The organism is Arsenicicoccus piscis (assembly GCF_022568835.1).
Classification (GTDB): Bacteria; Actinomycetota; Actinomycetes; order Actinomycetales; family Dermatophilaceae; genus Arsenicicoccus; species Arsenicicoccus piscis.
This window is the reverse complement of sequence record NZ_JAKZHV010000002.1, coordinates 232,906-256,999: the sequence shown is the minus strand read 5'-3', so window position 1 is coordinate 256,999 and position 24,094 is coordinate 232,906. Positions and strand designations below refer to the sequence as shown.

Here is a 24,094-nt window from a genome sequence, read left to right as displayed (position 1 = left end):
GCGCAGCGGGCCGGCTCCGGGCCACGGCTCGTGCTCGTCGGGCCCGCCGGCTCGGGCAAGACGACGGTAGCCCAGCTGGTCGCCGAGCGCCTCGGCCTCGCGGTCCGCGAGGTCGACCGCGACATCGAGGCGCTCGCCGGCGCGAGCGTGTCCGACGTGTTCATCGAGTCCGGCGAGGCTCGCTTCCGCGAGCTGGAGCGTACGGCGTCGCTGGCGGCGCTGCGCGAGTGCGACGGCATCGTCGAGCTCGGCGGGGGAGCGGTGCTCGACCCGCAGGTACGGGCGGCGCTCGCGCACGAGCGGGTCGTGTTCCTCGACGTGGGCATCGCCGACGCCGCCAAGCGGATCGGCTTCGACGCCAACCCGGCGATGGTCGTCCTCGTGCCACGGCGGTCGTGGATCCGGCACATGCAGCAGCGCCGGCCGATCTACACCGAGGTCGCCACCTGGGTCGTCGACACCTCGGCCCGGTCCGCCGCCGACGTCGCGGACCAGGTGGTCGCCCTCGTGGACGGAGAGTCCGCATGACGACCACCATCGCGGTGGGGTCCGACTACGACGTGCTGGTCGGGCACGACATCCTCGACGCGGCCGCCGACCTGGTGCCGACCTCCGCGGCTCGGGTGCTCGTCGTGTGCAGCCCTGCGGTGCAACACATCTCGGACCAGCTCAGCGACGCGCTCGCCGCGCGCGACGGACTCGAGGTGCACCGCGCGACGGTGCCGGACGCCGAGTCGGCCAAGTCCGTCGAGGTGCTCGCCGACCTGTGGGGCCAGCTCGGTCGGGCCGCCTTCACCCGCACCGACGCCATCGTGTGCGTGGGCGGTGGCACGGTGACCGACCTCGGCGGGTTCGCGGCCGCCACCTGGCTGCGCGGTGTGCCGGTCGTGCAGGTGCCGACGACCCTGCTCGCCATGGTCGACGCCGCCGTCGGTGGCAAGACCGGCATCAACACCGCCGAGGGCAAGAACCTGGTCGGGGCGTTCTACCCGCCCGTCGGCGTGGTGTGCGACCTCGCCACCTTGCGCACCCTGCCCGAGGCCGACCTGCGTGCCGGGATGGCCGAGGTCGTCAAGGGCGGCTTCATCGCCGACCCGCGCATCCTCGAGCTCGTGGAGACCGACCCGGCCGCCGCCCTCGACGTCGACGGTCCGGTGCTGCGCGAGCTGGTCGAGCGCAAGATCGCCGTCAAGGCGCGGGTCGTCGCGGCCGACCTCTTGGAGTCCTCGCTGCGCGAGATCCTCAACTACGGGCACACGTTCGCGCACGCGATCGAGCAGGTCGAGCACTACACCTGGCGGCATGGTGACGCGGTCGCGGTCGGTCTGGTCTTCGCCGCCGAGCTGTCGCACGCGGCGGGCCGGCTGTCCGCGAGCGACGTGCAGCGGCACCGCGACGTGCTGGAGGCGCTGCGGCTGCCCACGCGCTACCCGGGTGGTTCGTGGCCCGCGCTGCGCACCGCGATGTCGCGCGACAAGAAGTCCCGAGGGTCCTCGCTGCGCTTCGTCGTGCTCGACGCCGTGGGGGAGCCGGGGCGGCTGGAGGCTCCGGACGAGGAGCTGCTGGCGCAGGCCTTCGCGGCCGTGAGCTAGCCCGTGCCGACCCCGAGCACCGAGTCGACCACCACCGAGTCGGCCACCAACGAGCCGCGCGTGCTGCTCGCCGCGGCCGCGACCGTCGTCCTGTGGGCGTCGTCGTTCATCGTCATCCGCTATGCCGGCCCGGCGTACGGCGCCGGGTCGATGGCCCTGCTGCGCATGCTCGTCGGCAGCGCGGTGCTCGGACTGATCGCGTTGCGCTCCGGGATCCGTTGGCCCCCAAGGAGATCCGTGCCCCTGGTCATCGTGTGGGGCGTGGCGTGGTTCTGCCTCTACATCCTCGCGCTCAACGTCGCGGAGCAGACCATCGACGCCGGCACCGCGGCCATGGTGGTCAACCTGGCACCGCTGATGGTGGTGGTGTTCGCGGGGCTGTTCCTCGGCGAAGGCTTCCCGCGCGGGCTGGTCATCGGGGCCCCGGTGTCCTTCCTCGGCGTCGTCCTGATCGGGTTGTCGTCGCACTCGCACGGTCGGCCCGGGTCGGGCTCGGGCGCGGTGGGTTCGACGGACTCGGTGGGTTCGACGGGTGGCGTCGCGATCACCGGCCTGCTGCTGGCGCTCGCGGCCGCGGTGCTCTACGCCGGTGCCACCTTGCTGCAGAAGCGCCTGCTGCGCACGGTCGACTCGGCGACCTTGACCTGGCTCGGCGCGACGGCCGGAGCCGTGGCGCTGCTGCCCTGGGCGGGGGAGCTGGCGCGCGACCTCGGGACCGCGCCGCAGGGCGCGACCCTCAGCCTGGTCTACCTCGGGGTGCTGCCGACGGCGTTCGCGTTCACGACCTGGGCCTACGTCCTCAAGCGCTCGTCGGCCGGGCGCACCTCGGCGACGACGTACGTCGTGCCGGCCGTCGCCATCGTGCTCTCCTGGCTGCTGCTGGGGGAGACGCCGACCCTGGCCATGCTGATCGGCGGGGCGCTGTGCCTGCTCGGCGTGGCGATCACCCGGATGGTGCGCTAGGCGGCGCTGTCGTCCTAGGGGCGCGGTCGGTCACCACGGGCACGTCGAGGGACCTCAGCAGATCGATTACCCGCTGGTGGATGGCGTCACGGATCGGGCGCACGGCCTCGACCCCCTGACCGGCCGGGTCGTCAAGCGGCCAGTCCTCGTAACGCTTGCCGGGGAAGACCGGGCAGGTGTCGCCACAGCCCATGGTGATGACGACATCGGAGCTCAGGACGGTCTCGGTGGTCAGCACCTTGGGGTGCGCGTCACTGATGTCGATGCCCACCTCGCGCATGGCCTCGACTGCGGCGGGGTTGACCGCGTCGCCGGGCGCGGATCCGGCCGAGCGCACCTCCACGGCGTCGCCGGCCAGCTGGGCCAGCCACGCCTGGGCCATCTGGGAGCGTCCAGCATTGTGAACGCAGACGAAGAGGACAGAAGGGCGGCTGGTGCTCATGGGGTGCTCCTTCGGGGGACTTGAGGGGGTCTACTGGCTCGTGGCTGGGGCGCGGCGACGCAGGGCGAGCGACACGTAGACCAGGCCCACGAGCACGGGGACCTCGATCAGGGGGCCGACCACCCCGGCGAGAGCCTGGCCCGAGGTGACGCCGAAGGTCGCGATCGCGACCGCAATGGCGAGCTCGAAGTTGTTGCCCGCGGCCGTGAACGCGAGCGTGGTGGTGCGCTCGTAGCTCAGGCCAAGAGCACTGCCGAGGAGGTAGCCGCCGCCCCACATGGCGGCGAAGTACACGAGCAGTGGCACGGCGATCCGGACGACGTCGAGGGGCCGGCTGGTGATCTGGTCGCCCTGCAGCGCGAAGAGCAGGACGATGGTGAAGAGCAGGCCGAGCAGCGCCAAGGGGGAGATGCGCGCGAGGAAGGTGCTTTCGTACCAGGTGCGTCCCTTGATCCGCTCGCCTGCCGTGCGGGAGAGGTAGCCGGCAAGCAGAGGGACCCCGAGGAAGATCAGGACCGAGACGGCGATCTGGGCGAACGAGACCTGCAGGGTGCTCTGCTCAAGGCCGAGCCAGCCGGGCACCACAGTGAGGTAGAACCAGCCGAGCCCGGCGAAGCAGACGACCTGGAAGAGGGAGTTGAGGGCCACGAGCACGGCGGCGGCCTCGCGGTCGCCGCACGCCAGGTCGTTCCAGATGATGACCATGGCGATGCAACGGGCCAGCCCGACGATGATCAGCCCGGTGCGGTACTCGGGGAGGTCGGGCAGGAAGATCCACGCGAGCGCGAACATCAGGGCGGGACCGACGACCCAGTTGAGGACCAGGGAGAGGCCCATGAGGCGGCGGTCGGAGGTCACGGTGCCGAGCCGGTCGTAGCGCACCTTCGCCAGCGGCGGGTACATCATGACGAGCAGGCCGATGGCGATCGGCAGCGAGATGCCGTGCAGCTGCACGGCGTCCAGCGCGGACCCGAGCCCCGGCACCCCGCGACCCAGCGCGAGACCGAGGGCCATGGCTGCGCCGATCCACACGGGCAGGTAGCGATCGAGCGTGGACAGCCGGCTGGTGACGTGCGCCGGCACGTCCTGGGTGGTCGTCACGCGGGGGCCTTTCCACCGGGTATGGATCGGGTTTGGGTCGGGTTTGGGTCGGGTCGGGCTGGACATCGACGGAGATCGATGTGGCAACCGTGACACCCGATATCGATGCATGTCAATATGGCGTGATGACGATCGCGATCACCCCAGACGGCCGCGCGCCGTTGGCGCAGGCCGTCGAGCGGTGCTGCGCCACCGCGGGCAGTGCCCCCATGACTCGCGCGGACGCCGAGCTCGTGGCCCGGTTGCTCAAGGCGGTGGCTGACCCCGTGCGCCTGCAGATCCTCGCCATCGTGCGTTGCTCACCGGGACAGCAGGTGTGCGCGTGCGATCTACCGGAGCCGTTGGGTCTGGCCCAGCCCACGGTGAGCCACCACCTCAAGGTCCTCGTCGAGGCGGGTCTGCTCACGCGTGAGCGCCGTGGGGCGTGGGCGTGGTTCACCCTCGTCCCCGAGCGCCTGGCGCTCGCCCGCCGCGCGCTCGAGGTCTAGCGGAGTCTAGGCCGCGGAGCCGAGCGCCGGGTGCTGCACGGAGTCGTCGGCCATCAGCCAGCGGACCAGGCGGCTGCTCCCCAGCCCGATCCGCCGACCCAGCTCGCCGGGGTCGTCCAGGTGCAGCATCGTGCGGGCCCACGGCTCGAGCAGCCAGACGCCGCCGGTGGCGAGCCCCTGGTAGCCCAGCCGGGCCAGACCGGAGACCGGGGGCCGGCGCAGCAGGAAGCGGGCGACCTCGCGCGAGCCCTCCGTGTCCTGCAGCAACGGCCGGTAGGACGCGAGCTGCTCGTGCATCTCGGCCACACTCGTCGGCGGGTCCGGCACCCCGAGGAGCTGGGCGGAGACCCCGCTCTGCGCGACGTAGGTGTCGGCCTCGGCCGGGGTGAGCCGGCCCGCCCCGAACGCCTGGTAGGCCATGAGGAAGCTCTCGATCTCGGCGAGGTGCACCCAGCGCAGCAGCGTCGGGTCGGAGGCGGAGTAGCGCCGTCCGTCCGGTGCGACGCCGACGATCCGCTGGTGGATCTCGCGCACCTGGGCGATGGTCGCCTCGGCGTCCGCGATCGTCCCGAACGTGGTCGTCGCGATGTAGCCCCCGGTGCGCTGCAGCCGCCCCCACGGGTCGTCCTGGTAGCCCGAGTGCGACGCGACGCCGGCCATCGCGAGCGGGTGCAGCGCCTGCAGGAGCAGCGCCCGCAACCCTCCGGCGTACATCGAGGCGTCGCCGTGGACGCGGCAGATCGGGTCGGCAGAGCTGAACCAACGCTCGCCGGGGCTGCCCCAGATCTCTCCGGCGCGCGTGGCGGCGTCCTCGCCGGCCACCCGGTCACGGACCGCGAGCGCCCCTCGCCGACGGATGCTGCGCATGACGCCCGCGGTGCGGCGGGCCACCTCCTCGTTGATCCCCATGCCCCCCAGTATGGTGCCGGGCGCAGCCTGGTGCCGGGCTCCACCGGTCTCGTCGACACCGACTCTTAACTCATCCGGGGTCCGCGCTAACACGGCTGTAACACCAGGTGGCACGATCGGAAACACGCGCCCGACAGCCTGGAGTCATGGAAATCAACACGGGCGACACCGCGTGGGTGCTCGTCAGCGCCGCCCTGGTGCTGCTGATGACCCCCGGACTCGCCTTCTTCTACGGTGGCATGGTGCGCTCGAAGAGCGTGCTCAACATGATCATGATGAGCTTCGCCTCGATGGGCATCGTCGGCGTGGCCTGGGTCGTCTTCGGCTACAGCGTCGCGTTCGGTGACTCCTTCGGCGGCCTCATCGGCAACCCGACCCAGTTCTTCGGCCTGGGCGGCCTGCTCGACCCGAGCGTCGTGGTCGGGACCGTCCCGGCCCTGGCCTTCGTCGCCTTTCAGTCCGCCTTCGCGATCATCGCGGTGGCCCTCGTCTCCGGTGCGATCGCCGACCGCGCCAAGTTCTCCGCCTGGTGCGTGTTCTCGCTGCTGTGGGCGACCCTCGTCTACTTCCCGGCCGCCCACTGGGTGTTCGCCTTCGACGGCGTCGCCGCCGAGCACGGTGGCTGGATCGCCAACACCGTCAAGGCGATCGACTTCGCCGGCGGCACCGCGATCCACATCAACGCCGGTGCCGCGGGCCTCGCGCTCGCCCTGGTCCTCGGCCACCGGCACGGCTTCGGCAAGGAGCCGATGCGTCCGCACAACCTCACCCTGGTGATGCTCGGCGCCGGTCTGCTGTGGTTCGGCTGGTTCGGCTTCAACGCCGGCTCGGCCCTCGGCGCCAACGCGCTCGCCGCCCTGGCCTGGGTCAACACCCTCGCGGCCACCGCCGCCGCCATGATCGGCTGGCTGCTCACCGAGCGCCTGCGCGACGGTCACGCCACCTCGCTCGGTGCCGCGTCGGGCGTCGTCGCCGGCCTGGTCGCCATCACCCCCGCCTGCTCCACCGTCACGCCGATCGGCGCGATCATCATCGGCCTGATCGCGGGAGCGCTGTGCGCCTACGCCGTGGGGCTGAAGTACCGGCTCGGCTTCGACGACTCGCTCGACGTCGTCGGCGTCCACCTCGTCGGCGGCCTCTGGGGCACCCTGGCCATCGGCCTGTTCGCCTCCGACGCAGCCGTCAACAACACCGTCAACGGGCTGTTCTACGGCGGCGGGCTGGGCCAGCTCGGCCGCCAGGCCATCGGCTCCTTCGCCGTCATGATCTTCTCGTTCGTCGTCACCGCCCTCATCGGGCTCGCGCTCGACAAGACCATGGGCTTCCGGGTCGCCCGCGACGAGGAGCTCGTCGGCGTCGACCAGTCCGAGCACGCCGAGACGGGCTACGACATCAGCCCGGTCGCCGGTGGCCGTCGCACCACCGGTAGCCTCGCCGGGCTGCACGCCAGCCACGTCCCCACCACCTCCACGTCCGAGGGAGCGCACGCATGAAGCTCGTCACCGCCATCATCAAGCCGCACATGCTCGACCCGGTGAAGGAGGCCCTCGAGGCCTTCGGCATCACCGGCATGACGGTGAGCGAGGCCAGCGGCTACGGCCGGCAGCGGGGGCACAGCGAGGTCTACCGCGGCGCGGAGTATCAGGTCGACTTCGTGCCGAAGGTGCGCCTCGAGGTGCTCGTCGACGACACGGACGTCAAGAGCGTCATGGACCTGATCGCCCAGCAGGCCAACACCGGCAAGATCGGCGACGGCAAGGTCTGGTCGATCCCGGTCGACGAGGTCATCCGGGTCCGCACCGGCGAGAAGGGCGCCGACGCCATCTGAGGCACGACGGACCACTCTGGGAAGAACTCTGCGAACACCACGCGCGAGAAACGGCAGGACCAGTGACCACCACCTCCACGCCCACCTCCAAGCCCACGCTGCGCGCCGACCGGTTGCGGCTCGCCGGCACGCGTGAGTTCGCCAGGCCTGGCGCCGGGGCTGCCCGGCGCCAGGCGACGACGGCGGCCACGCGCGCCGCCCTCTCCGAGCTGTGGCTGCAGGCGACGGGGGGGCGGTCGCTGGTCGGGGTGGCCCTCGCCGCGACCGGCAGCCTCGCCCGGGGCGACAGCGGGCCGCTCTCCGACCTCGACCTGGTCCTGCTGCACGACGGCCGGCAGCGCGCCGGTGAGCTGACCGCGCTCGCCGACCGCCTCTGGTATCCGCTCTGGGACAGCGGGCTCGGCCTCGACCACGCCGTCCGCTCCCTCGGCGAGTGCCGCAAGGCCGCCACCGCCGACCTGACGGCCGCGGTCGGTCTGCTGGACCTCGAGCACCTGTGCGGCGACTCGGAGGTCGTGCTCGGCGTGCGTGCCGCGCTCAGCCACGACTGGCGCGCCAACGCACGCAAGCGGCTCCCCGAGCTGGTCGAGTCGGTCCAGGTCCGGCACGAGCGGTTCGGCGACGTGACCCAGACCCTGGCACCGGACCTCAAGGAGGGTGCGGGTGGTCTACGGGACATGACGGTGCTGCGGGCGCTGACCAGCGCGTGGCTGACCGACCGACCCCGGGGCGCGGTCGACGAGGCGCACGCCACCCTGCTGGACGTGCGCGACGGGCTCCAGCTCGTCACCGGCCGCGGCCGCTCGCGGCTCAACGTCGAGGACCAGGACGCCGTCGCCGCTCTCTTCGGCGACCAGGACAGCGACGACCTGCTCACCCGCGTGTGCGGGGGCGCCCGGGTCATCGGCTACGCCCTGGAGAGCACGATGCGCCGCGCGGGGCAGTCCCAGCGGGCGCGCACGCTGCGCGTCGGCCCCCGTAGACCGGTGCTCAGCCCGTTGGGGTACGGCCTGCACGCCCACGACGGCGAGGTCGTCCTCGGCGGACGAGCGGTGCACGGGAGCGACCCGCTGCTCGTCCTGCGAGCCGGCATCGTCGCAGCACGCGCCGGGCTGCCGATCGCCCCGACGACCCTCGCCAACCTCGTGGAGCACGCGCCGGCGCTGCCGCAGCCGTGGCCCGCCGAGGCGCGCGACCTGTTCTGCGACCTGCTCGCCTCCGGTCCCGGCCTGATCGAGGTGTGGGAGGCGCTCGACCAGGCCGGCCTCGTCAGCAGCTGGCTCCCGGCGTGGGACGCCGTGCGAAGTCGCCCACAGCGCAACGGGATCCACCGCTTCACGGTCGACCGGCACAGCATCGAGACGGTCGTCAACGTCAGCTCCATGGTGCGTGAGGTGGAGCGTCCCGACCTGCTGTCGGTCGCCGCGCTCCTGCACGACATCGGCAAGGTCGCCGGTGCGCGCGACCACTCGCTCGAGGGCGAGCCGGTGGGTCGGGCGCTCGCGACCCGGCTCGGCTTCGACAGCGACGACGTCGACACCATCGCCCTGCTCGTGCGCGAGCACCTCACCCTGATCGAGCTCGCCACCCGGCGCGACCCGACCGACCCCGCCACGGTGGCGGCCGTGCGGGCCGCCGTCGGCGACCGGTTGGACGTGCTCACCATGCTGCGCTGGCTCACCGAGGCCGACGCCCGTGCCGCCGGGGAGAAGGCGTGGACCCCGTGGCGGGCGTCGCTCGCCACCGAGCTGTTCCAGGCGACCGAGGCGGCGATGCACGCCGACCGGCTGACCGGCGCCGGCAGCGCGGGCGCCGGTGCCGGGGCCCACGCCCGTGCCGAGGAGCCCAGCCGACAGCCGGCCGCGGTGCCGGAGGCGGCCGGTGCCGCGCTCGCCGCCGGTCAGCCGTGGGTCGGCGCGACCCGGTCCGGGACCGCCTGGACGGTCACGGTGGTGAGCCCCGACCGCGTGGGCCTGTTCGCCGACACGGCGGGCGTGCTCGCCCTCGCCGGTCTCGAGGTCCGCACCGCCTCGGTCCGCACCACCGACGGCGTGGCCGTCGACGACTGGATCGTCTCCAGCCCGTCGGGCGACGGGGTCGACGTCGAGGCGCTCGCTCGCGCGCTCGATCGGCTGGCCGGGGGAGACACCGCGCCGCTGGCAGCCCTCGCTCGTGGCCGTCGCCGCGCCGGGCCGACCGCCTCCTCCCGCGCGTCGTCCGGCGCGCCCGGCCAGAGTCGGGTGCTGGTCCTGGCCCAGGCGGGCACCGACGCGACCGTCCTGGAGGTCCGCGCGGGCGACCGGCTCGGGCTCCTGCACGACCTCGGCCGCGCGCTCAGCCGCGCGGGTCTGTCGGTCCGCTCCGCGCACGTGGCGACCTACGCCGGCCAGACGCTCGACACGTTCTACCTCACCGACGCGGGGGGCCGGCCGCTGACCCCGGGCGCCGTCGCGCAGGCCGTCGCGACCCTGATCGACGCCTGCGACGGGGTGGGCGAGGGGTGAGCCGAGGTGGGGGCGGCGGGGCGAGCGACGGTGCAGGCCGCTGAACGGAGCCGGTAACCTGGACCCGTGTTCAACAGCCTGAGCGACCGCCTGACCGGGACCTTCCGCAACCTGCGCGGCAAGGGACGCATCACCGACTCCGACGTCAACATGACGATCAAGGAGATCCGGATCGCCCTGCTCGACGCCGACGTGGCCCTGCCGGTGGTGCGCCACTTCACGTCCCAGGTCCGCGAGCGGGCGCTCGGGGCGGAGGTCCACGAGGCGCTCAACCCGGCCCAGCAGATCGTCAAGATCGTCAACGAGGAGCTCGTCGCGATCCTCGGTGGCGAGACCCGCCGGATCACCTTCGCCAAGCAGCCGCCGACCGTCATCATGCTCGCCGGCCTGCAGGGCTCGGGCAAGACGACCCTCGCCGGCAAGCTCGCCTACTGGCTCAAGGACCAGGGGCACACGCCCATGCTGGTCGCGGCCGACCTGCAGCGCCCCAACGCCGTCACCCAGCTCGAGGTCGTCGGTCAGCGGGCCGGCGTTCCGGTCTACGCCCCCGAGCGAGGCAACGTCGAGGGCTACGACGCCGCGGTCGAGTACGCCTCGGGCACCCGCGGCTACGGCGACCCGATCTCGGTGGCCCGCCAGGGTGTCGAGGAGGCCCGACGCCAGCAGCGCGACGTCGTCATCGTCGACACCGCCGGTCGCCTCGCGATCGACGCGGAGCTGATGCAGCAGGCGGCCGACATCAAGGACGCCATCCGCCCCGACGAGATCCTCTTCGTCATCGACGCGATGATCGGTCAGGCTGCCGTAGAGACGGCCGAGGCCTTCCAGCGCGGGCTGGACTTCACCGGTGTCGTGCTCTCCAAGCTCGACGGTGACGCCCGTGGTGGCGCCGCCCTGTCGGTGGCCGAGACCACCGGGAAGCCGATCATGTTCGCCTCGACCGGTGAGCAGGTCAAGGAGTTCGAGGTCTTCCACCCGGATCGCATGGCGAGCCGGATCCTCGACATGGGTGACGTCCTCACCCTGATCGAGCAGGCCGAGCGCGCGTTCGACAAGCGCGAGGCCGACGAGATGGCCCGCAAGTTCATGGCCGACGAGGACTTCACCTTCGACGACTTCCTGCAGCAGATGGCGGCCATCAAGAAGATGGGCAACATCAAGTCGATGCTGAAGATGATGCCGGGCATGAACCAGATGCGGGACGCCCTCGACGCCCTGGACGAGCGCGAGTTCGACCGGGTCGAGGCGATGGTGCGGTCCATGACGCCGTTCGAGCGCACCCACCCCAAGGTCATCAACGGCTCGCGCCGCCAGCGCATCGCGCGCGGCTCCGGCGTCTCGGTCTCGGAGGTCAACCAGCTGCTCGAGCGGTTCACCGAGGCGCAGAAGATGATGCGCCAGATGCGTCGCGGCGGCGGCATGCCGGGTGCGCCCGGTGGCGGCAAGCGCGGCAAGGCCCAGCCGCAGCGCAAGAAGGCCAAGAGCGGCAACCCCGCCAAGCGCGCGGAGCAGGAGCGGGCAGCGGTCGCCAAGGCCGAGGAGAACCGCGGCAAGGCGCTCAGCGGCTCCGCGTTCGGTGCGGGTGCCGGAGGCGCCGCGGGTCAGGGCGGCGCCGACCCACTGGCCGGCCTGGACCCGAACGCGCTGCCGAAGGGCTTCGAGAAGTTCCTCGGTCGCTGACCGGCCCCGCGGTGGCCGCCACCGGTCATTCTCGCTAGGTTTCCTTTCATGACAACGGTGTCCGTGGACCAGGTGGAACGCACCCGCCTCGAGGACCACGCGTCCTCCCTCGCCGGGCTGGTGTCGCACGCGGTGCATCCCGAGGGTGGCTTCGGGTGGCTGGACCCCGCCAACGAGGTGGTCGTCGAGCGTCCCGTCGAGACCTGGATCACCTGCCGGATGACCCACACCGCGGCGCTGGAGCTGATGCGCCTCGCCGAGGCCGCCGCCGACGAGCTGGCCCTCGCCCCCTGGCGCGAGCTGCTCGACGTGGGCCACGACGGGCTCACCGGTCGGCTGCGCGACGCCGAGCACCGGGGCTGGCTGCCCGCCGTCGGCGGCACCGAGGACCAGCCCACCGACAAGGTCGCCTACGCGCACGCCTTCGTCATCCTCGCGGCCGCCAGCCTCGCTCGCGCCGGCCACCCCGGCGGTCCGGCCCTGCTGCGCGAGGCGCTCGACGTCTTCGAGGCCTACTTCTGGGACGACGAGGCCGGGATGGCCCGCGAGCAGTACGACCGGGCGTGGACCCGCTGCGAGGACTACCGGGGCGTCAACGCCAACATGCACACCGTCGAGGCCTACCTCGCCGCCGCCGACGTGCTCGGCGACCCGCTCTACCTGCATCGCGCGGCGCGGATCCTGGAGCGGGTGGTGCACCGCTTCGCCAAGGACAACGACTGGCGGCTGCCCGAGCACTTCGACGCCGACTGGCAGCCCGAGCTCGACTACAACCGGGACAACCCGGCCGACCAGTTCCGCCCGTTCGGGGTCACCATCGGTCACCTGCTCGAGTGGTCGCGCCTCGCGCTCAACGTGCGCAGCGGGCTGCTGGCCGCGGGGGAGCAGGCCCCCGACTGGATGGTCGAGGACGCCCGGTCCCTGTTCGCGGCCGCCACCGACCGAGGCTGGCACCGCGACGGCGCCGACGGCTTCGTCTACACCACCGACTTCTCCGACGAGCCGATCGTCGCCGAGCGGCTGCACTGGGTCTGCGCCGAGGCGATCGCGGCGGCGTGGGCGCTCTACGAGGCGACCGGCATGGCGTTCTATCGCGAGTGGTACGACCGCGCCTGGGGCTACGCCACGACCTACCTGCTGGACGACGAGCACGGCGGCTGGATCCACGAGGTGTCCCCGGCCAACGGCCCCTCGGACTCGATCTGGTGGGGCAAGCCGGACGTCTACCACGCCTACCAGGCGACCCTGACGCCGCTGCTGCCGAGCCTGGTCTCCTTCGCCGGGTCGTTCCGCGAGGTCCCGGCCCGATGAGCGAGGTGCTCCACCTGACCGGGCCGATCATCGTCGGCCCGGACGACGTCCGCCCCGAGGCCTGGGTGGTGGGTGGGCAGATCACCTTTGTGCGACCGGGGGCAGCGGGTGACGTCGAGACCGTCCGCGGCCACGTCGTGCCCGGTTTCGTCGACGCGCACTGCCACATCGGACTGGACGCCCACGGCGCGGTGGACGACGAGACGAGCGAGCGCCAAGCCCGCGCCGACCGCGGCGCCGGCACGCTGCTGATCCGCGACGCCGGCTCGCCCGCCGACACCCGCTGGATCGACGACCGCGACGACCTGCCCCGCATCATCCGGGCCGGTCGGCACATCGCCCGGACCCGGCGCTACATCCGCAACTACGCCTGGGAGATCGAACCGGACCAGCTCGTCGAGCAGGTCCGGGTCGAGGCCCGCGCCGGCGACGGCTGGGTCAAGCTCGTGGGCGACTGGATCGACCGCGACACCGGCGACCTGGCCCCGTGCTGGCCCGAGGACGTCGTGACCGCCGCCATCGCGGCCGCCCACGAGGAGGGCGCGCGGGTCACCGCACACTGCTTCGGCGAGGAGGTGCTGCCGCAGCTCGCCCGCGCCGGGATCGACTGCGTCGAGCACGCGACCGGGCTGGAGGCCGAGACGGTGGACCAGTTCGCCCGGCAGGGCATCGCCATCGTCCCGACGCTGGTCAACATCGCGACCTTCCCGCAGATCGCCGAGCCCGCTCGCGAGAAGTTCCCGCGCTATCACGCGCACATGTACGCCCTGCACCGACGCCGGCACGACACCGTCGCGGACGCGCACGACGCCGGGGTGCCGATCTACGTCGGCACCGACGGGGGCGGCTCGCTGCCGCACGGTCTGGTCGCCACCGAGATCGCTGAGCTCGTCGCGGCCGGGCTGAGCGCGACCGAGGCGGTCGGAGCGGCCACCTGGGACGCCCGCCGCTGGCTCGGTCGGCCCGGCCTCGAGGAGGGCGCCCCCGCCGACCTCGTGGTCCTCGACGGGGACCCCCGCGAGGACCACACCGTCGTCGTCACGCCGGCCCACATCGTCCTGCGCGGTCGCCGGGTCGGCTGACGGCGGAGCTGTGAATCGCGGCGATGAATGTCGTGTTTCCCGCGCCGCTTATCGTCCGATGAGGAGTGCTTCTTGGGCGGCGTCGACGGCCTCTGGGATGAGGCGCGTCTGCTTGTTGATGTCGAGTATGCGGTTGATCTGGGTGACGAGTCTATCGGCGAGACGGAAGTTCCCGTTGGTGGCGCGGACGATTGCGGCGAGAGCTGCGGTGTGTGCGAGTTCGGAGTCGTCTGGGTCAGGGTCCGGGAGGCGCTGCGCGACGACGGCGGTGAGTTCGTCGTTGCGTAGCGCCCGGTACTCGTGGGCGAAGCCGATGCGGCTGTAGAGCTGGGGGTAGCGGGCGAGGCGTTTTTCGATGCCGGGCATGCCGATGAGGATGACGCCCATCCGGTGGCGGTCGTAGAAGTCGCGGACTTGTTCGAGGCCGGCGGTTTTGAGTCGATCGGCTTCGTCGATGATGAGCAGTTCGGTGTTCCCGCTGTGTTGGGACTCGGCGTGAACGAAAGGATCGACGTGCCCGTGCTGCGCGTAGTCGATGGCCCAGGAGATTTGCTGGCACGCACGGGGCAGGCCTTGATCGATCTGTTTGACGGTTGCGGCGACGGTGGGTGTGAAGAATGCCGTGCGGCTTCGTTGGACCGCTTCGGGCACGGGCGGCAGTGGGCCCTTGCCGCGGGAGAGCGGGTACCACTGTTCCCATTCGTCGGTGCCGGCGTAGTTGCGTGCGGAGCGTGTCTTGCCGACGCCGGGTGGTCCGTAGCAGAGGCCGATGTAGCGGTGGGATCGGACGGTATCTGCGAACTCGGTGAATCGTCGGTGCTCACGTGTGGTCACGAATGCGGGCAAGGTGTCCGCGTGGGGCGGAGGCGCATCGGTGAATTCGTCGAAATGGCCGTTGAGGAATCGACGTCCATCATCGTCGGGCGTGAAGAGAAGAGACTGGGGTTTGCTGTCTGGGTCAGTCACTGGCGTAGGTCCTCAATCCGTGTCGTGCGGGAGGTATCGCGGCCTGGTCAGGTGGGTTGTCGAAGGCCGTTGCAATCTCAGGTTGGTGGCGAGTGTCTTCGGGAAGGGAGCCTGCGTGAGTCGTGAGCTCCCGGAGTTGCTGTTTCAGAGCGCGACGTCGCGTGTTCCTCGCGGCTTGTAGGTCCGCGAAGGAGACAGTCTCGGAGGAGCGTTCGGGGGCGATTGCGCGGCAGAGGAATATGTTGTCGTGGAAGATTCGTATCTCCCCGAGATCGCGGGGGTCGTACCGCACCGTGACGTCTTCCCCGACGTACGCGGCGAGGACTGGGGAGATGTATCGGGTCGATGCGAACCGGATCCCATCGCGTTGCACACGACGGGTCGTCGCTGCGGTGAGTAGAAGCAGATCGATGTCTTCAAGGCGGGCGGGTGTTCGAGGGATGAAACTGTCGCTGCGCCATCGCTCGTGCGGGGCAGCACCCGTCGACGAGTGAATGCGTTCGTTGTATTCGTCGACGATGAATCGCTCGAGAACGTCATCGAGCTGGTGCAAGGTCAACGCGGGTTCGGTGATGGGCGATCCACCGGTGCCGTGCGGGATGAAGCCGGGCAGGTGCGGCAGCAGCTCGGTCGTGATCGTTCGGTAGAACCGTTCGATCTTGCCGCGCCCCTGCGGGACGCCGATCCGTGAGTGAATCAAGCGGACGTGCACGTCGAGGCACACGTGCTCGATCCTGGTCGAGGTGAAGTCGGACCCGTGATCGCTGTAGAGGATGTCCGGGAGACCTGACACCACCCACTTCGGGTTTCGTTTCCGAGCAATGGCCTGGTGGAACGCCAGCGCGGAATGCTCGGCTGTGGGTGCTGGGACGCTGACCGCGTAGCCTGCGATCGCTCGCGAGTAGTCGTCGAGTGTGGCTTCGTTCGCTTGGTGGCGGGGTTTTTGCAGCGCTCCGTGGCGGTCTTGTTGCCGCGATCACGCAGGACTGGCTGCAGGTAGGTGTCGCGGTCTGAACCGAGAGGGGTGCGCCCGGTCGGGGCCGTTTGGATCGCTGCCGCTACGTCAGAGTCCGAAGGCTCCGCCGCTGACGAGGATCACGATGCCGAGGCCGATGAGAACGATGGGGAAGAGGATGTGCTCCCAGCGTTCGAGCACTTCGGCGATCGGGGGGCGGGTGGCGACGAACTTTGCCAGGGCCACCAGGACCGCGACGAGCGCGAGGAAGATGATGCAGTAGGCGACTACTGCGAGAGGTTCCACGCTGAGGAAGACAGGGGCGTAGACGCCGATGTTGTCGCCGCCGTTGGCAAGGGTGACGCCTGCGACTGTCCACACGCCGACCTTCTTGCCGGCAACCTTGACCTCGTCGTCATCGTCGTCATCGTCTCCGCGCCAGGCCTGCCATGCGGCCCAGAGGCCGAGGCCCAGAGGGATGAGACCGAAGTACGGGATGGCTGCCGAGGGCAGGAATGCTCCGGCACCGATAGTCACCAGGACCGCGGCACCGAGGATGCCGGCGAATCCGAGGTACTGGCCGGCCAGAATGCGGGCGGTAGTGCCGCGCTGGCCTGCCCCTCGCGCGAAGAAGAGGGAGAGCACGATGATGTCGTCGATGTTGGTCGCTGCGAACAGGCCCATCGCCTGCAAGACCGAGGTGAGGATCATGCGCCCTCCCCAGCTGCGTCGCATCCGGGAAGCGAGCAGGCGGGATCGATGCACGGGGCGTCTTCGTCCACTGCCAGGGTGGCATCGACCAGTGCCGTCAGCGCCTGCGCCAGGTGCGAATCGGCGATCTCATATCGTGTCCGACGACCCTCGGGCTCGGAGACGACGATCCCGCAATCGCGCAGGCATGCCAGGTGGTTGGACACGTTCGGGCGTGTCAGGTCCAGATCTCGGGCCAGTTCCGCCGGGTAAGCGGGATGGTCGAGCAGGGTCAAGATGATCCGGGATCGAGTGGGGTCGGCCAGTGCACGACCCAGGCGGTTCATCACGTCGAGACGCGAAGCAATAGTCAGCATGGACTGAACTATACAGCGCGCACTGAACACTCGGTCACAGGCGTCAGCCCAGATCGCATGCCCGTAAGGGGAAGGGCCTTACCCCCGGATCTTGGACACGGGGTGTGATTACGCGGCGGTTGGCAGCGTAGCGGCCCGGCGGGCCTCGTAGGTGGACGGGGAGAGGTAGCCGCACCAGCTGTGACGGCGGCGGGTGTTGTAGCGGACGAGCCATCTGAAGACCTGCCGGCGGCAGGTCAGCTCGTCGGGCCAGCAGGCGGTGTCTTGGAGGACCTCGCGCTTCATCGTGGCGTTGAACGACTCCGCGAGTGCGTTGTCGGCCGACGAGCCGACGGCGCCCATCGACTGGGTGACGCCGAACTTCTTGCAGAGCTGGGCGTAGGCCTTGGAGCAGTAGACCGACCCGTGGTCGCTGTGGAAGATCGCGCCCTTGAGGCTGTCTCGGGTCGCGGCCGCGACGTTCAACGCTTCCTCGACGAGTTCGGTGCGCATGTGGTCGGCGATCGCCCAGCCGGCGAGCCGTCGGGAGTAGCAGTCGATCACGGTCGCCAGGTACAGATTCGTCCCGTCCGCGAGCGGGAGGTAGGTGATGTCGCCGACGTAGCGCCGGTTGGGGCGCTCGGCGGTGAAGTCGCGCTGGAGCAGGTCGGGGTACTTCTGCCCCGACGGCTCGGGGATCGTGGTCCGCACCCGCCGCCTCTTCACATAGCCACGGATGCCCTCGGCCCGCATCACCCGCGCGACGCGCTTGTGGTTGACCCGCTCACCGGCAGGGGTGTTGTCGTTGAGCTCGGCGGTGACCCGCGGCGCACCGCAAGTGTTGTCCTCGGCGTGGACGGCCCTGATCCGCTCCGCGAGCTCGGCATCGGCCCGAGCTCGCTCTTCGCGTGCCGGGGCTGCCTTGAGCCAGGCGTAGTAGGAGGAGCGCTCGATCTCGACGAGCTCGCACAGTCGCTTCACCTCGAAGGTGGCGGAGTTGTCGGCGACGAACTGGAAGCGACTCACCAGCGCGTCTCCCCGGCGAAATACTTGGCCGCCCGCTGCAGGATCTCCCGCTCGGTGGTGAGCTTGGTGGTCTCGGCCCGCAGCGCCGCGTTCTCGGCCTCCAGTCGGTCGATCTTCTGCTCCGGCGTCTCACCTTCGGGCGCCGAGGAGTTCTTCCTCGACGGCCTGGACTGCAGTGGGCTGGAGGTCAACGTCCCGTCAGCAGCGGTCTTCTTGCCGGTCCCGTAGACCTCGAGCCAACCCCGCAGCGTGCCACGCACGATGCCGAGGTCCTCGGCGATGCCGCGGACCGTGGCACCCGGGGTGGACTCGTACAAGTCGACGGCCTGACGACGGAACTCCTCGGAATAGTTCTTCCTAGCCATGATTCTCGGATCATCTCGCTTCCCCAGCACCACGTGCTGGATTCAGCGTGTCCAAGAACCGGGGTCAGGCCCCGATGCCGCCACAGAGCGTCGACAGAACCCCGCCATATAACGGCGAAAGCCACAGGTCGTGAGACACGACTCGCCGACCTAATCGACGAGGCTGCCGGCTGACTCATGAACGGTCGATTACGGACAGGTCCACGACCGCAGTTGGCTCAAACTGCAGGCACGGTCACGGTGGTGCCCCATGACGAGTATGCAGCTGATGGCGCGATGTCGTTCCATAGTGCGAGCCATTTTCGGCGGAGCGTGGTGGGTCGCCAGGGAGAGTGGCGCAGGTCGAGGGGGATGAGGGGGTCATTGCGGAGCGCGGCTTCGAGGGCGTCGGCGAGGAGGATACGTCGGACGTCAGAATGGGCGGTGGGGTCGTCTTGTTTGATGGCTGCGTCCATGACGTCGTATGCGGCGTCGATGGGTCCGGCGGGCCAGAGCTCTTCCGCGATCGCCAGCGGATCTGTGACGCCTCGAATGTTGAGATCCCTCGCGGTTGCTGAGATCACGTACCGCCCCATAGCCGGGTCCAAGAGTGGCCGGAGATCGTGTGGACTCAGAAAGGTGCCGGTGGCAAGCGCGGCGGCGCCGGAGGCGAGGAGGGTTCGGCGTAGTGAGTCACGGGCAGCGCGTTCGCGCTCTGGTGCACCGACCGTGTAGAGACTCCACGAGCTATCCCACTGCAGGCGCCCGGCATCTTGTGTGAAGGCTAGGGCGAGTGCGGATCGATCTCGGTCTATGCGCCCACGTCCGGTATCGGTGAGTTGAAGCGTGCCTGAGCGTCCGCGTCCGCTTTGTGTCAGCTCGCCGGCTGCCTGCATTCGACGGATCGCGAGACGGACGGGCTGATCGCCGGTGCCAAGAAGGTGCGCCGTGTCGTATACGGGCGCAAGAGGCGCCTTCCCGCTCATCGGGAGGAACGCCTCGACGATGGTGCGTCCTGCGATCCGACTGCTCACGCGTTGACTCTCCGCTCCATGGTCGTGTAGCGATCAAAACCGTACACGCTGGACAGTGGGCCCATCGACCCCGTCGCGACCTGCTCGAACCCACGGCGTCGATACAACGCTTCGGCACGAGGGTTCGTGTCCACGACCGACAGGCGAACAGAGCGCAGGCCTTCACTGCGGGCGAGCTCGACGGCAGCCTCCAGGAGGGCGGTACCTGTCCCCCGGCCCCGGCTCGCGCCGTCCACACAGATCCCATCGAGCACCAACGTGTCATCCATGTCTCCACGGGATAAGGGGCTGAGTACGAGCGTGGCCCGTACCGCGGCGAGCCAGGGCAGGCTGGCCCGCAGAGAGCGCCAGGTCACAGGTACGGCGCCTGCGCCGTCGCGGTGGAAGCCGCACATTCCTACGAGATTGTTGCCAGACCGGGCAATGAGGGTTCGGTCCGACCGGAGCGACGCCGTCACGACGCTCAGACCGCGTTCTACTGAGGCGAAGGCGGGGCCAAGTTTGCGACTGAAGGCCGCCCAGTAGAGAGCGGCGACTCGACCCCGCTCCGTCGCGGAGAAGCCGCGCCCGATAGTAATCTCCATCCATCGATAATATCGAATCATGTACGATCGTGCACATGAAGATACTTATCCGGTGGGTAACCATCGTGGCCGTGACCGGGCTGGTCGTTACTGTGGGTGCTGTTGGGGTCGCCCTAGTCGGCAACTCCTTTGCGTTCGATGAGCGTCAGGTTGAGATCCCGGTGGCCGCTGGCAGCTTGTCGGGCGTCTTGACGACGCCCACGAGCGGCGAGGCTCACGGAGTCGTTGTGATGGTGCATGGGGACGGTCCCGTCGATGCAACGCAGAACGGACTCTACGACCCGTTCTTCGAGGGCGCGGCCGCCAGCGGGTACGCGACGCTCTCATGGAGCAAACCCGGCGTCGGCAGGTCGGATGGCGACTGGCTCACGCAGAGTCTTCCCGACCGCGCCGCGGAGGTAAGCGCTGCGATCGACTGGGCCAAGGCGCAGCCGGACGTTCCGACGTCGACGATCGTCCTGTGGGGTGCAAGCCAAGCAGGCTGGGTACTCCCCGCGGTGGTCGCCGACCGCAACGACATTGACGGCGTTGTAGCAGTCGGCACCGCCATCAACTGGCTGAGGCAGGGGCAATTCAACCTTCAAGCGGAACTCGACCACGCGGGCGCAGATGCCAAACAGCGCGCCCGCGCACAAGCCGCAAGCACCAACACGCATGCGCTCCTAGAGCGCGGGGCAAGCTACGAAGAATATCTCGGTGAGACCACCGAGACCAACCCCATGACCCGCGAGCGGTGGGGATTCGCCCAACGCAACTTCCGCGCCGATGCCACAAACGATCTCGCCCGAGCGGCCACACGTCACATACCCTGGCTACTGCTGGCCGGCGAGCATGACCGAAACGTCGACGTCCACGAAACTGCCGAGGTTTACCTTGAAATCTTCGGCGGAGACGTCAAGGTCACATGGGTTGACGCGGTGCACTCTATGGCGCGCCCCATCGTCGACGATTCCGAGTTCATCGGCGTGGTCACGGGGGTGTTCTGGCCGCGCCTTCTCTTGGCTGACTGCGTCATCGACTCATACCGCGGGCTCCTCGATCAGGTGGCAGACTCCCACTGAGGCATGCCACGAAATGCGAACTGAGGCATGCCACGAAATGCGAACCGAGGCATGCCACGAAATGCGAACCGATCGCTTGTGCCGTCGCGGGGTGTCTTGTCGCCGCGCGACGGCTATCACCGCCGAAGCCGCGCCATCTAATTCCGCGACTCACAGGCGGAGCCGGGGGCAGTTCCGGCTGGACGGGGGAGCGCCGGCGTGCGGAAGGCTCTCCCCTGTTCGGACGATTTGTCTTGACGAACAGGCGTCAAACGAGCACAGACGGTTGTCAACGGTGCGAGACTGGCGCCGTGAGCCCTCGACCCACGGAGCTACCTGGTGCGCGCGCCCGGGCGCGGGGCGCCTCGAAGACCCCGGGCAGTCTGGCTCAGGGTGTGGCCACGGCTCAGGTGGCCACCGAGGTGCAGATGCGAGTGCGGCGGGTGCAGCGCCAGCTCGACGCCCTGAGCGTCGCGGCCACGCTTGCCGCCGGGGAGCAGGGCGACGGGGGTCCCACGCCGCTGCCGTCCGTCGTCGACCGGGCCCGCGCCGCAGGCACTCGTGCTACCGACACCCGACCTACCGACACCCGTGCTGCCGACACCCGCGGCACCACGCGGACGCCGGCCTCGACGACCGCCCGCACCACCGGCGAGCGGGCGCCGTGGCTCGAGCCGGTCGTCGGCATCGTCACCGACCTGCTCGCGGCGCGCGAGGGCACCGCCGAGCAGGGGCTGCGCCTCGCCACCCGCGGGCTGACCCTGGCCGACGCCGTCGCCGACCCCGCCTGGCGCCATCTCTTCGTCGCGCAGTGCGAGGCCGTGCGGACCTGGGCGCTGCTCGCGGCCAGCCAGATCGACGAGGCCGAGGTCGCGGCCGAGCGCGCCCAGGACGCGGTCGCCGAGCGGCTGCCCGAGCACGAGCTGACCGGTGCCGTGCGGGCTACGGTCGCCGCTCGAAGCGGTGCGGTCGCCATGGCGCGCGAGGAGTTCGACCGGGCCGCCCGCCGGCTCAGCGACGCCGCCGAGCAGGATGCCGAGGCCGCTCACCCGCTCCAGGGCGAGGTCGAGATCCTGCTGGCCGCGCTGATGCGGACCGTGGGGGAGCCCGGTCTGGGGCTGCCCTATCTCGAGCGCGCCCTCGACCGGGTCGGGCCCTCCACGCCGCCCGGTGTCCAGGCCCCGATCTACGCCGAGCAGGCTCGGCTGCTCGTGGACAACGGCCGGCTCGACCTGGCCCTCGCGGCGGCCGAGCGGGCTGCGGAGCTCGTCGAGCTCACCGACCTGTCCCCGGTGCCGTTCCGGCTGCTGGTCGCCGACGTCAAGAGTCACTTCGCAGACCGTTACGCCGCAACGGATCTCGAAGCCCTCGCCGAGGCCGAGCAGGCTGCCGACGGGCTCGTGCCGGTCGAGACGTCGCTCGCGCTGGCCCGCGCCCGCCAGCGACTGGGCGACCCTGAGGGGTCGCTCGCGGCGCTGGCCGACCACCACGCCGTGAGCGGCCTGCCCCGACGGATCCGCAACGATGTCTACGACCTGCTCGCGCAGGCGCTCACCGACTCAGGGGACCTGCTCGGGGCCCTGAAGGTGCTGCAGGAGCAGAAGCGCGCCGATCGCCTCGAGGACCGGCACGTCACCGCGACCCGCGTCGCCGAGCTGGTGACGAGCCTGCGCCACGGCCTGCTCGAGAGCGACCTGCAGAAGGCCATCGTCCGCGAGGAGCAGCTCCGGACCCTGGTGCGCCAGCGCACCGCCGAGCTCACCTGGCGGACCGCGCACGACGAGCTGACCGGCTTGTTCTCCCGCGAGGCCGTCGTCGAGCGCCTCGCGATGCCGCTGCTGCCCGGCGGGTGGCGGACGGTCGCCTTCGTCGACCTGGACCGGTTCCGGGTGGTCAACGACGCGCACGGTCACCGCGCCGGTGACGTGCTCCTCACGGCCGTGGGGCGGCGGCTCGAGACCGGGGCGCTGCGGCTGCCGGGACGCACCACCGTGGCGCGGCTCGGCGGCGACGAGTTCGTGGTGATCGTCGACAGCGCCGACGAGATCAACCCCATCGAGCTGGCTCGGGACGTGCAGGGGCAGATCTGCCAGCCGGTCGACGTGCCGGGGCTCGGACCGGTGCGCCCCGACGCCAGCGTGGGTGTCGTCCAGGTCGGGCCGGCCGGTCCGCGCGCCGAGCTCGTCGAGGAGCACGACCTGCTGCGCGACGCCGAGTCCGCGCTGCATCGCGCCAAGGCCGAGGGCGGTGGCCAGGTCTGGGTGTTCGGCGAGAGCGACCGACGGGCCGCGCTGCGCCGCTTCGAGGTAGAGCTGGAGCTGCGTCGCGCGATCGCCGAGGGTCGCGTCCGCGCGGCCTACGACCCCATCGTCTCGCTCGCGGATGGTGCCGTCGTCGGCGTCGAGTGCCTGTCGCGGCTGCTCGACGGCGACCGGGTGGTGCCCGCCGCCGAGTTCATCGACATCGCCGAGGAGTCCGGTCTGGTCGACCAGCTGGGCGCCTTGGTGACCCAGCAGGCGTTCGCCGACCTGGCCGCCGCCCACCAGCCGTGGTTCGTCGCCGTCAACCTGAGTGCCCGCGAGCTGCGGCGGGAGGACCTGGCCGCCGAGCTGTCCGGCTGGGTGGGCGCGGCGGGCCTGACCATGGACCGGGTCGTCGTCGAGGTGACCGAGCGGTCGTTCGTGCACGCCGCCTCCACCGAGGCCAGCTGCCTGTTCGAGATCGCCCGCGCCGGCGCCGGCCTCGCCATCGACGACTTCAGCACCGGGCACAGCTCGATGGTGCACCTGTCGTGGATGCCGCTCACGCTGCTCAAGATCGACCGGTCGCTCGTGGTCCGCGCGGCCTACAGCGGGGCCGATCGCACCCTGGTGTCGGCCGTCATCACCATGGCGCAGACCCTGGGGCTCAACGTCGTCGCCGAGGGCGTCGAGTCCGTCGAGCTCTACCAGGTCATGCGCGAGCTGGGCTGCGACTACGCCCAGGGCCACCTGTTCGGGGAGTACCAGCGCGTGTCGGACATCCCCGAGGTCTACGACATCGACGCGGTCTCGGGCCCCCCCGACGATCTGGCAGAATAGATCCTTGTACCCGTGCGCGCGGTCCCTCTTGCTGCCTGCACGCCTACCCCCGAGCCACGGCACCCCGCGTGTTCCCCACCCGGTCTGGCCGCGACTCACAACGAAGAAACAGGAGACCA

At 70.4% G+C, this 24,094-nt stretch carries 22 protein-coding genes; 12 read left to right on the top strand and 10 right to left on the bottom strand.

Features of this window, described 5'->3' with window-relative positions:
* Positions 1 to 30 precede the first annotated feature (30 nt).
* The 3 genes from MM440_RS04215 to MM440_RS04205 are packed head-to-tail and all read left to right on the top strand — an operon-like array spanning position 31 to position 2,555.
* Positions 31 to 528, top strand: a complete 498-nt coding sequence (locus MM440_RS04215; protein WP_241442427.1) for a shikimate kinase — start codon at positions 31 to 33, stop codon at positions 526 to 528.
* Positions 525 to 1,592 carry a 3-dehydroquinate synthase gene (gene aroB, locus MM440_RS04210; protein WP_241442419.1) on the top strand — a complete coding sequence of 356 codons (1,068 nt, stop codon included), beginning with the start codon at positions 525 to 527 and terminating at the stop codon, positions 1,590 to 1,592. The genes MM440_RS04215 and aroB overlap by 4 nt, the downstream gene beginning before the upstream one ends.
* A 3-nt stretch (positions 1,593 to 1,595) precedes the next feature.
* Positions 1,596 to 2,555 carry a DMT family transporter gene (locus MM440_RS04205; RefSeq protein WP_241442413.1) on the top strand — a complete coding sequence of 320 codons (960 nt, stop codon included), beginning with the start codon at positions 1,596 to 1,598 and terminating at the stop codon, positions 2,553 to 2,555.
* Here the strand turns inward: MM440_RS04205 and MM440_RS04200 are convergent.
* A complete protein-coding gene (locus MM440_RS04200) occupies positions 2,536 to 2,997 on the bottom strand; it encodes an arsenate reductase ArsC (protein ID WP_241442405.1) in 462 nt (153 codons plus the stop codon). The genes MM440_RS04205 and MM440_RS04200 overlap by 20 nt on opposite strands.
* A 30-nt stretch (positions 2,998 to 3,027) precedes the next feature.
* Positions 3,028 to 4,011, bottom strand: a complete 984-nt coding sequence (gene arsB, locus MM440_RS04195; RefSeq protein ID WP_241443358.1) for an ACR3 family arsenite efflux transporter — start codon at positions 4,009 to 4,011, stop codon at positions 3,028 to 3,030.
* A 212-nt stretch (positions 4,012 to 4,223) separates the two neighbouring features.
* On the opposite strand from arsB, the gene MM440_RS04190 reads away from it, so the two are divergent.
* Positions 4,224 to 4,586 (top strand): ArsR/SmtB family transcription factor, encoded by a 363-nt coding sequence (locus tag MM440_RS04190; protein WP_241442398.1) that lies wholly within the window; start codon positions 4,224 to 4,226, stop codon positions 4,584 to 4,586.
* Between the two features lie 6 nt (positions 4,587 to 4,592).
* Here the strand turns inward: MM440_RS04190 and MM440_RS04185 are convergent, their stop codons facing one another.
* Positions 4,593 to 5,495: an oxygenase MpaB family protein gene (locus MM440_RS04185; RefSeq protein WP_241442396.1), complete on the bottom strand. Its 903-nt coding sequence runs from the start codon at positions 5,493 to 5,495 to the stop codon at positions 4,593 to 4,595.
* 146 nt (positions 5,496 to 5,641) lie between these two features.
* Between MM440_RS04185 and MM440_RS04180 the strand changes: the two genes are divergently transcribed.
* From MM440_RS04180 to MM440_RS04155, 6 genes are all read left to right on the top strand, one after another.
* The gene (locus MM440_RS04180) at positions 5,642 to 6,988 is read left to right on the top strand and encodes an ammonium transporter (RefSeq protein ID WP_241442394.1); all 1,347 of its coding nucleotides are present in this window, start codon (positions 5,642 to 5,644) and stop codon (positions 6,986 to 6,988) included.
* Positions 6,985 to 7,323, top strand: coding sequence for a P-II family nitrogen regulator (locus MM440_RS04175; RefSeq protein WP_241442392.1), 339 nt, complete (start codon positions 6,985 to 6,987; stop codon positions 7,321 to 7,323). The genes MM440_RS04180 and MM440_RS04175 overlap by 4 nt, the downstream gene beginning before the upstream one ends.
* A 62-nt stretch (positions 7,324 to 7,385) precedes the next feature.
* A complete protein-coding gene (locus MM440_RS04170; protein WP_241442384.1) occupies positions 7,386 to 9,827 on the top strand; it encodes a [protein-PII] uridylyltransferase in 2,442 nt (813 codons plus the stop codon).
* A gap of 66 nt (positions 9,828 to 9,893) precedes the next feature.
* Positions 9,894 to 11,507: a signal recognition particle protein gene (gene ffh, locus MM440_RS04165; protein ID WP_241442338.1), complete on the top strand. Its 1,614-nt coding sequence runs from the start codon at positions 9,894 to 9,896 to the stop codon at positions 11,505 to 11,507.
* Between the two features lie 48 nt (positions 11,508 to 11,555).
* Positions 11,556 to 12,818, top strand: coding sequence for an AGE family epimerase/isomerase (locus tag MM440_RS04160; protein WP_241442281.1), 1,263 nt, complete (start codon positions 11,556 to 11,558; stop codon positions 12,816 to 12,818).
* Positions 12,815 to 13,900, top strand: a complete 1,086-nt coding sequence (locus MM440_RS04155; RefSeq protein WP_241442279.1) for an amidohydrolase family protein — start codon at positions 12,815 to 12,817, stop codon at positions 13,898 to 13,900. Before MM440_RS04160 ends, MM440_RS04155 begins: the two co-directional genes overlap by 4 nt.
* Positions 13,901 to 13,948: 48 nt before the next feature.
* Here MM440_RS04155 and MM440_RS04150 read toward each other — a convergent pair whose 3' ends face one another.
* From MM440_RS04150 to MM440_RS04120, 7 genes are all read right to left on the bottom strand, one after another.
* Complete coding sequence (locus MM440_RS04150) at positions 13,949 to 14,866, bottom strand: AAA family ATPase (RefSeq protein WP_241442264.1); 918 nt, start codon at positions 14,864 to 14,866, stop codon at positions 13,949 to 13,951.
* Positions 14,859 to 15,590: a Mu transposase C-terminal domain-containing protein gene (locus MM440_RS04145; RefSeq protein WP_241442263.1), complete on the bottom strand. Its 732-nt coding sequence runs from the start codon at positions 15,588 to 15,590 to the stop codon at positions 14,859 to 14,861. The genes MM440_RS04150 and MM440_RS04145 overlap by 8 nt, the downstream gene beginning before the upstream one ends.
* A 339-nt stretch (positions 15,591 to 15,929) precedes the next feature.
* The gene (locus MM440_RS04140; RefSeq protein WP_241442254.1) at positions 15,930 to 16,532 is read right to left on the bottom strand and encodes a cadmium resistance transporter; all 603 of its coding nucleotides are present in this window, start codon (positions 16,530 to 16,532) and stop codon (positions 15,930 to 15,932) included.
* Positions 16,529 to 16,888 carry a Cd(II)/Pb(II)-sensing metalloregulatory transcriptional regulator CmtR gene (gene cmtR / locus MM440_RS04135; RefSeq protein WP_006590980.1) on the bottom strand — a complete coding sequence of 120 codons (360 nt, stop codon included), beginning with the start codon at positions 16,886 to 16,888 and terminating at the stop codon, positions 16,529 to 16,531. The genes MM440_RS04140 and cmtR overlap by 4 nt, the downstream gene beginning before the upstream one ends.
* A 108-nt stretch (positions 16,889 to 16,996) precedes the next feature.
* Positions 16,997 to 18,258, bottom strand: a protein-coding gene (locus MM440_RS04130; protein WP_241441902.1) for an IS3-like element ISTesp3 family transposase whose coding sequence is annotated in 2 segments (ribosomal slippage) — positions 16,997 to 17,910 and positions 17,910 to 18,258 — 1,263 coding nt in all. Because the reading frame shifts where the segments join, the coding sequence is not laid out codon by codon here.
* A 218-nt stretch (positions 18,259 to 18,476) separates the two neighbouring features.
* Positions 18,477 to 19,271 carry a PaaX family transcriptional regulator gene (locus MM440_RS04125; RefSeq protein WP_241442252.1) on the bottom strand — a complete coding sequence of 265 codons (795 nt, stop codon included), beginning with the start codon at positions 19,269 to 19,271 and terminating at the stop codon, positions 18,477 to 18,479.
* Entirely contained in the window at positions 19,268 to 19,855 is a 588-nt protein-coding gene (locus MM440_RS04120; protein WP_147826453.1) for a GNAT family N-acetyltransferase, read from the bottom strand. Before MM440_RS04120 ends, MM440_RS04125 begins: the two co-directional genes overlap by 4 nt.
* A gap of 35 nt (positions 19,856 to 19,890) precedes the next feature.
* Between MM440_RS04120 and MM440_RS04115 the strand changes: the two genes are divergently transcribed.
* Positions 19,891 to 20,916, top strand: coding sequence for an alpha/beta hydrolase family protein (locus MM440_RS04115; RefSeq protein WP_241442251.1), 1,026 nt, complete (start codon positions 19,891 to 19,893; stop codon positions 20,914 to 20,916).
* 374 nt (positions 20,917 to 21,290) lie between these two features.
* A complete protein-coding gene (locus tag MM440_RS04110; protein ID WP_241442249.1) occupies positions 21,291 to 23,975 on the top strand; it encodes a putative bifunctional diguanylate cyclase/phosphodiesterase in 2,685 nt (894 codons plus the stop codon).
* The last annotated feature ends 119 nt before the right edge of the window (positions 23,976 to 24,094 follow it).

Coding starts and splice junctions, on each gene's coding strand:
- aroB (WP_241442419.1), top strand. CDS start 525: ATGACGACCACCATCGCGGTGGGGTCCGACTACGACGTGCTGGTCGGG.
- MM440_RS04200 (WP_241442405.1), bottom strand. CDS start 2,997: ATGAGCACCAGCCGCCCTTCTGTCCTCTTCGTCTGCGTTCACAATGCT.
- arsB (WP_241443358.1), bottom strand. CDS start 4,011: ATGGCCCTCGGTCTCGCGCTGGGTCGCGGGGTGCCGGGGCTCGGGTCC.
- MM440_RS04190 (WP_241442398.1), top strand. CDS start 4,224: ATGACGATCGCGATCACCCCAGACGGCCGCGCGCCGTTGGCGCAGGCC.
- MM440_RS04185 (WP_241442396.1), bottom strand. CDS start 5,495: ATGGGGATCAACGAGGAGGTGGCCCGCCGCACCGCGGGCGTCATGCGC.
- MM440_RS04180 (WP_241442394.1), top strand. CDS start 5,642: ATGGAAATCAACACGGGCGACACCGCGTGGGTGCTCGTCAGCGCCGCC.
- MM440_RS04175 (WP_241442392.1), top strand. CDS start 6,985: ATGAAGCTCGTCACCGCCATCATCAAGCCGCACATGCTCGACCCGGTG.
- MM440_RS04160 (WP_241442281.1), top strand. CDS start 11,556: ATGACAACGGTGTCCGTGGACCAGGTGGAACGCACCCGCCTCGAGGAC.
- MM440_RS04155 (WP_241442279.1), top strand. CDS start 12,815: ATGAGCGAGGTGCTCCACCTGACCGGGCCGATCATCGTCGGCCCGGAC.
- MM440_RS04140 (WP_241442254.1), bottom strand. CDS start 16,532: ATGATCCTCACCTCGGTCTTGCAGGCGATGGGCCTGTTCGCAGCGACC.
- cmtR (WP_006590980.1), bottom strand. CDS start 16,888: ATGCTGACTATTGCTTCGCGTCTCGACGTGATGAACCGCCTGGGTCGT.
- MM440_RS04120 (WP_147826453.1), bottom strand. CDS start 19,855: ATGGAGATTACTATCGGGCGCGGCTTCTCCGCGACGGAGCGGGGTCGA.
- MM440_RS04115 (WP_241442251.1), top strand. CDS start 19,891: ATGAAGATACTTATCCGGTGGGTAACCATCGTGGCCGTGACCGGGCTG.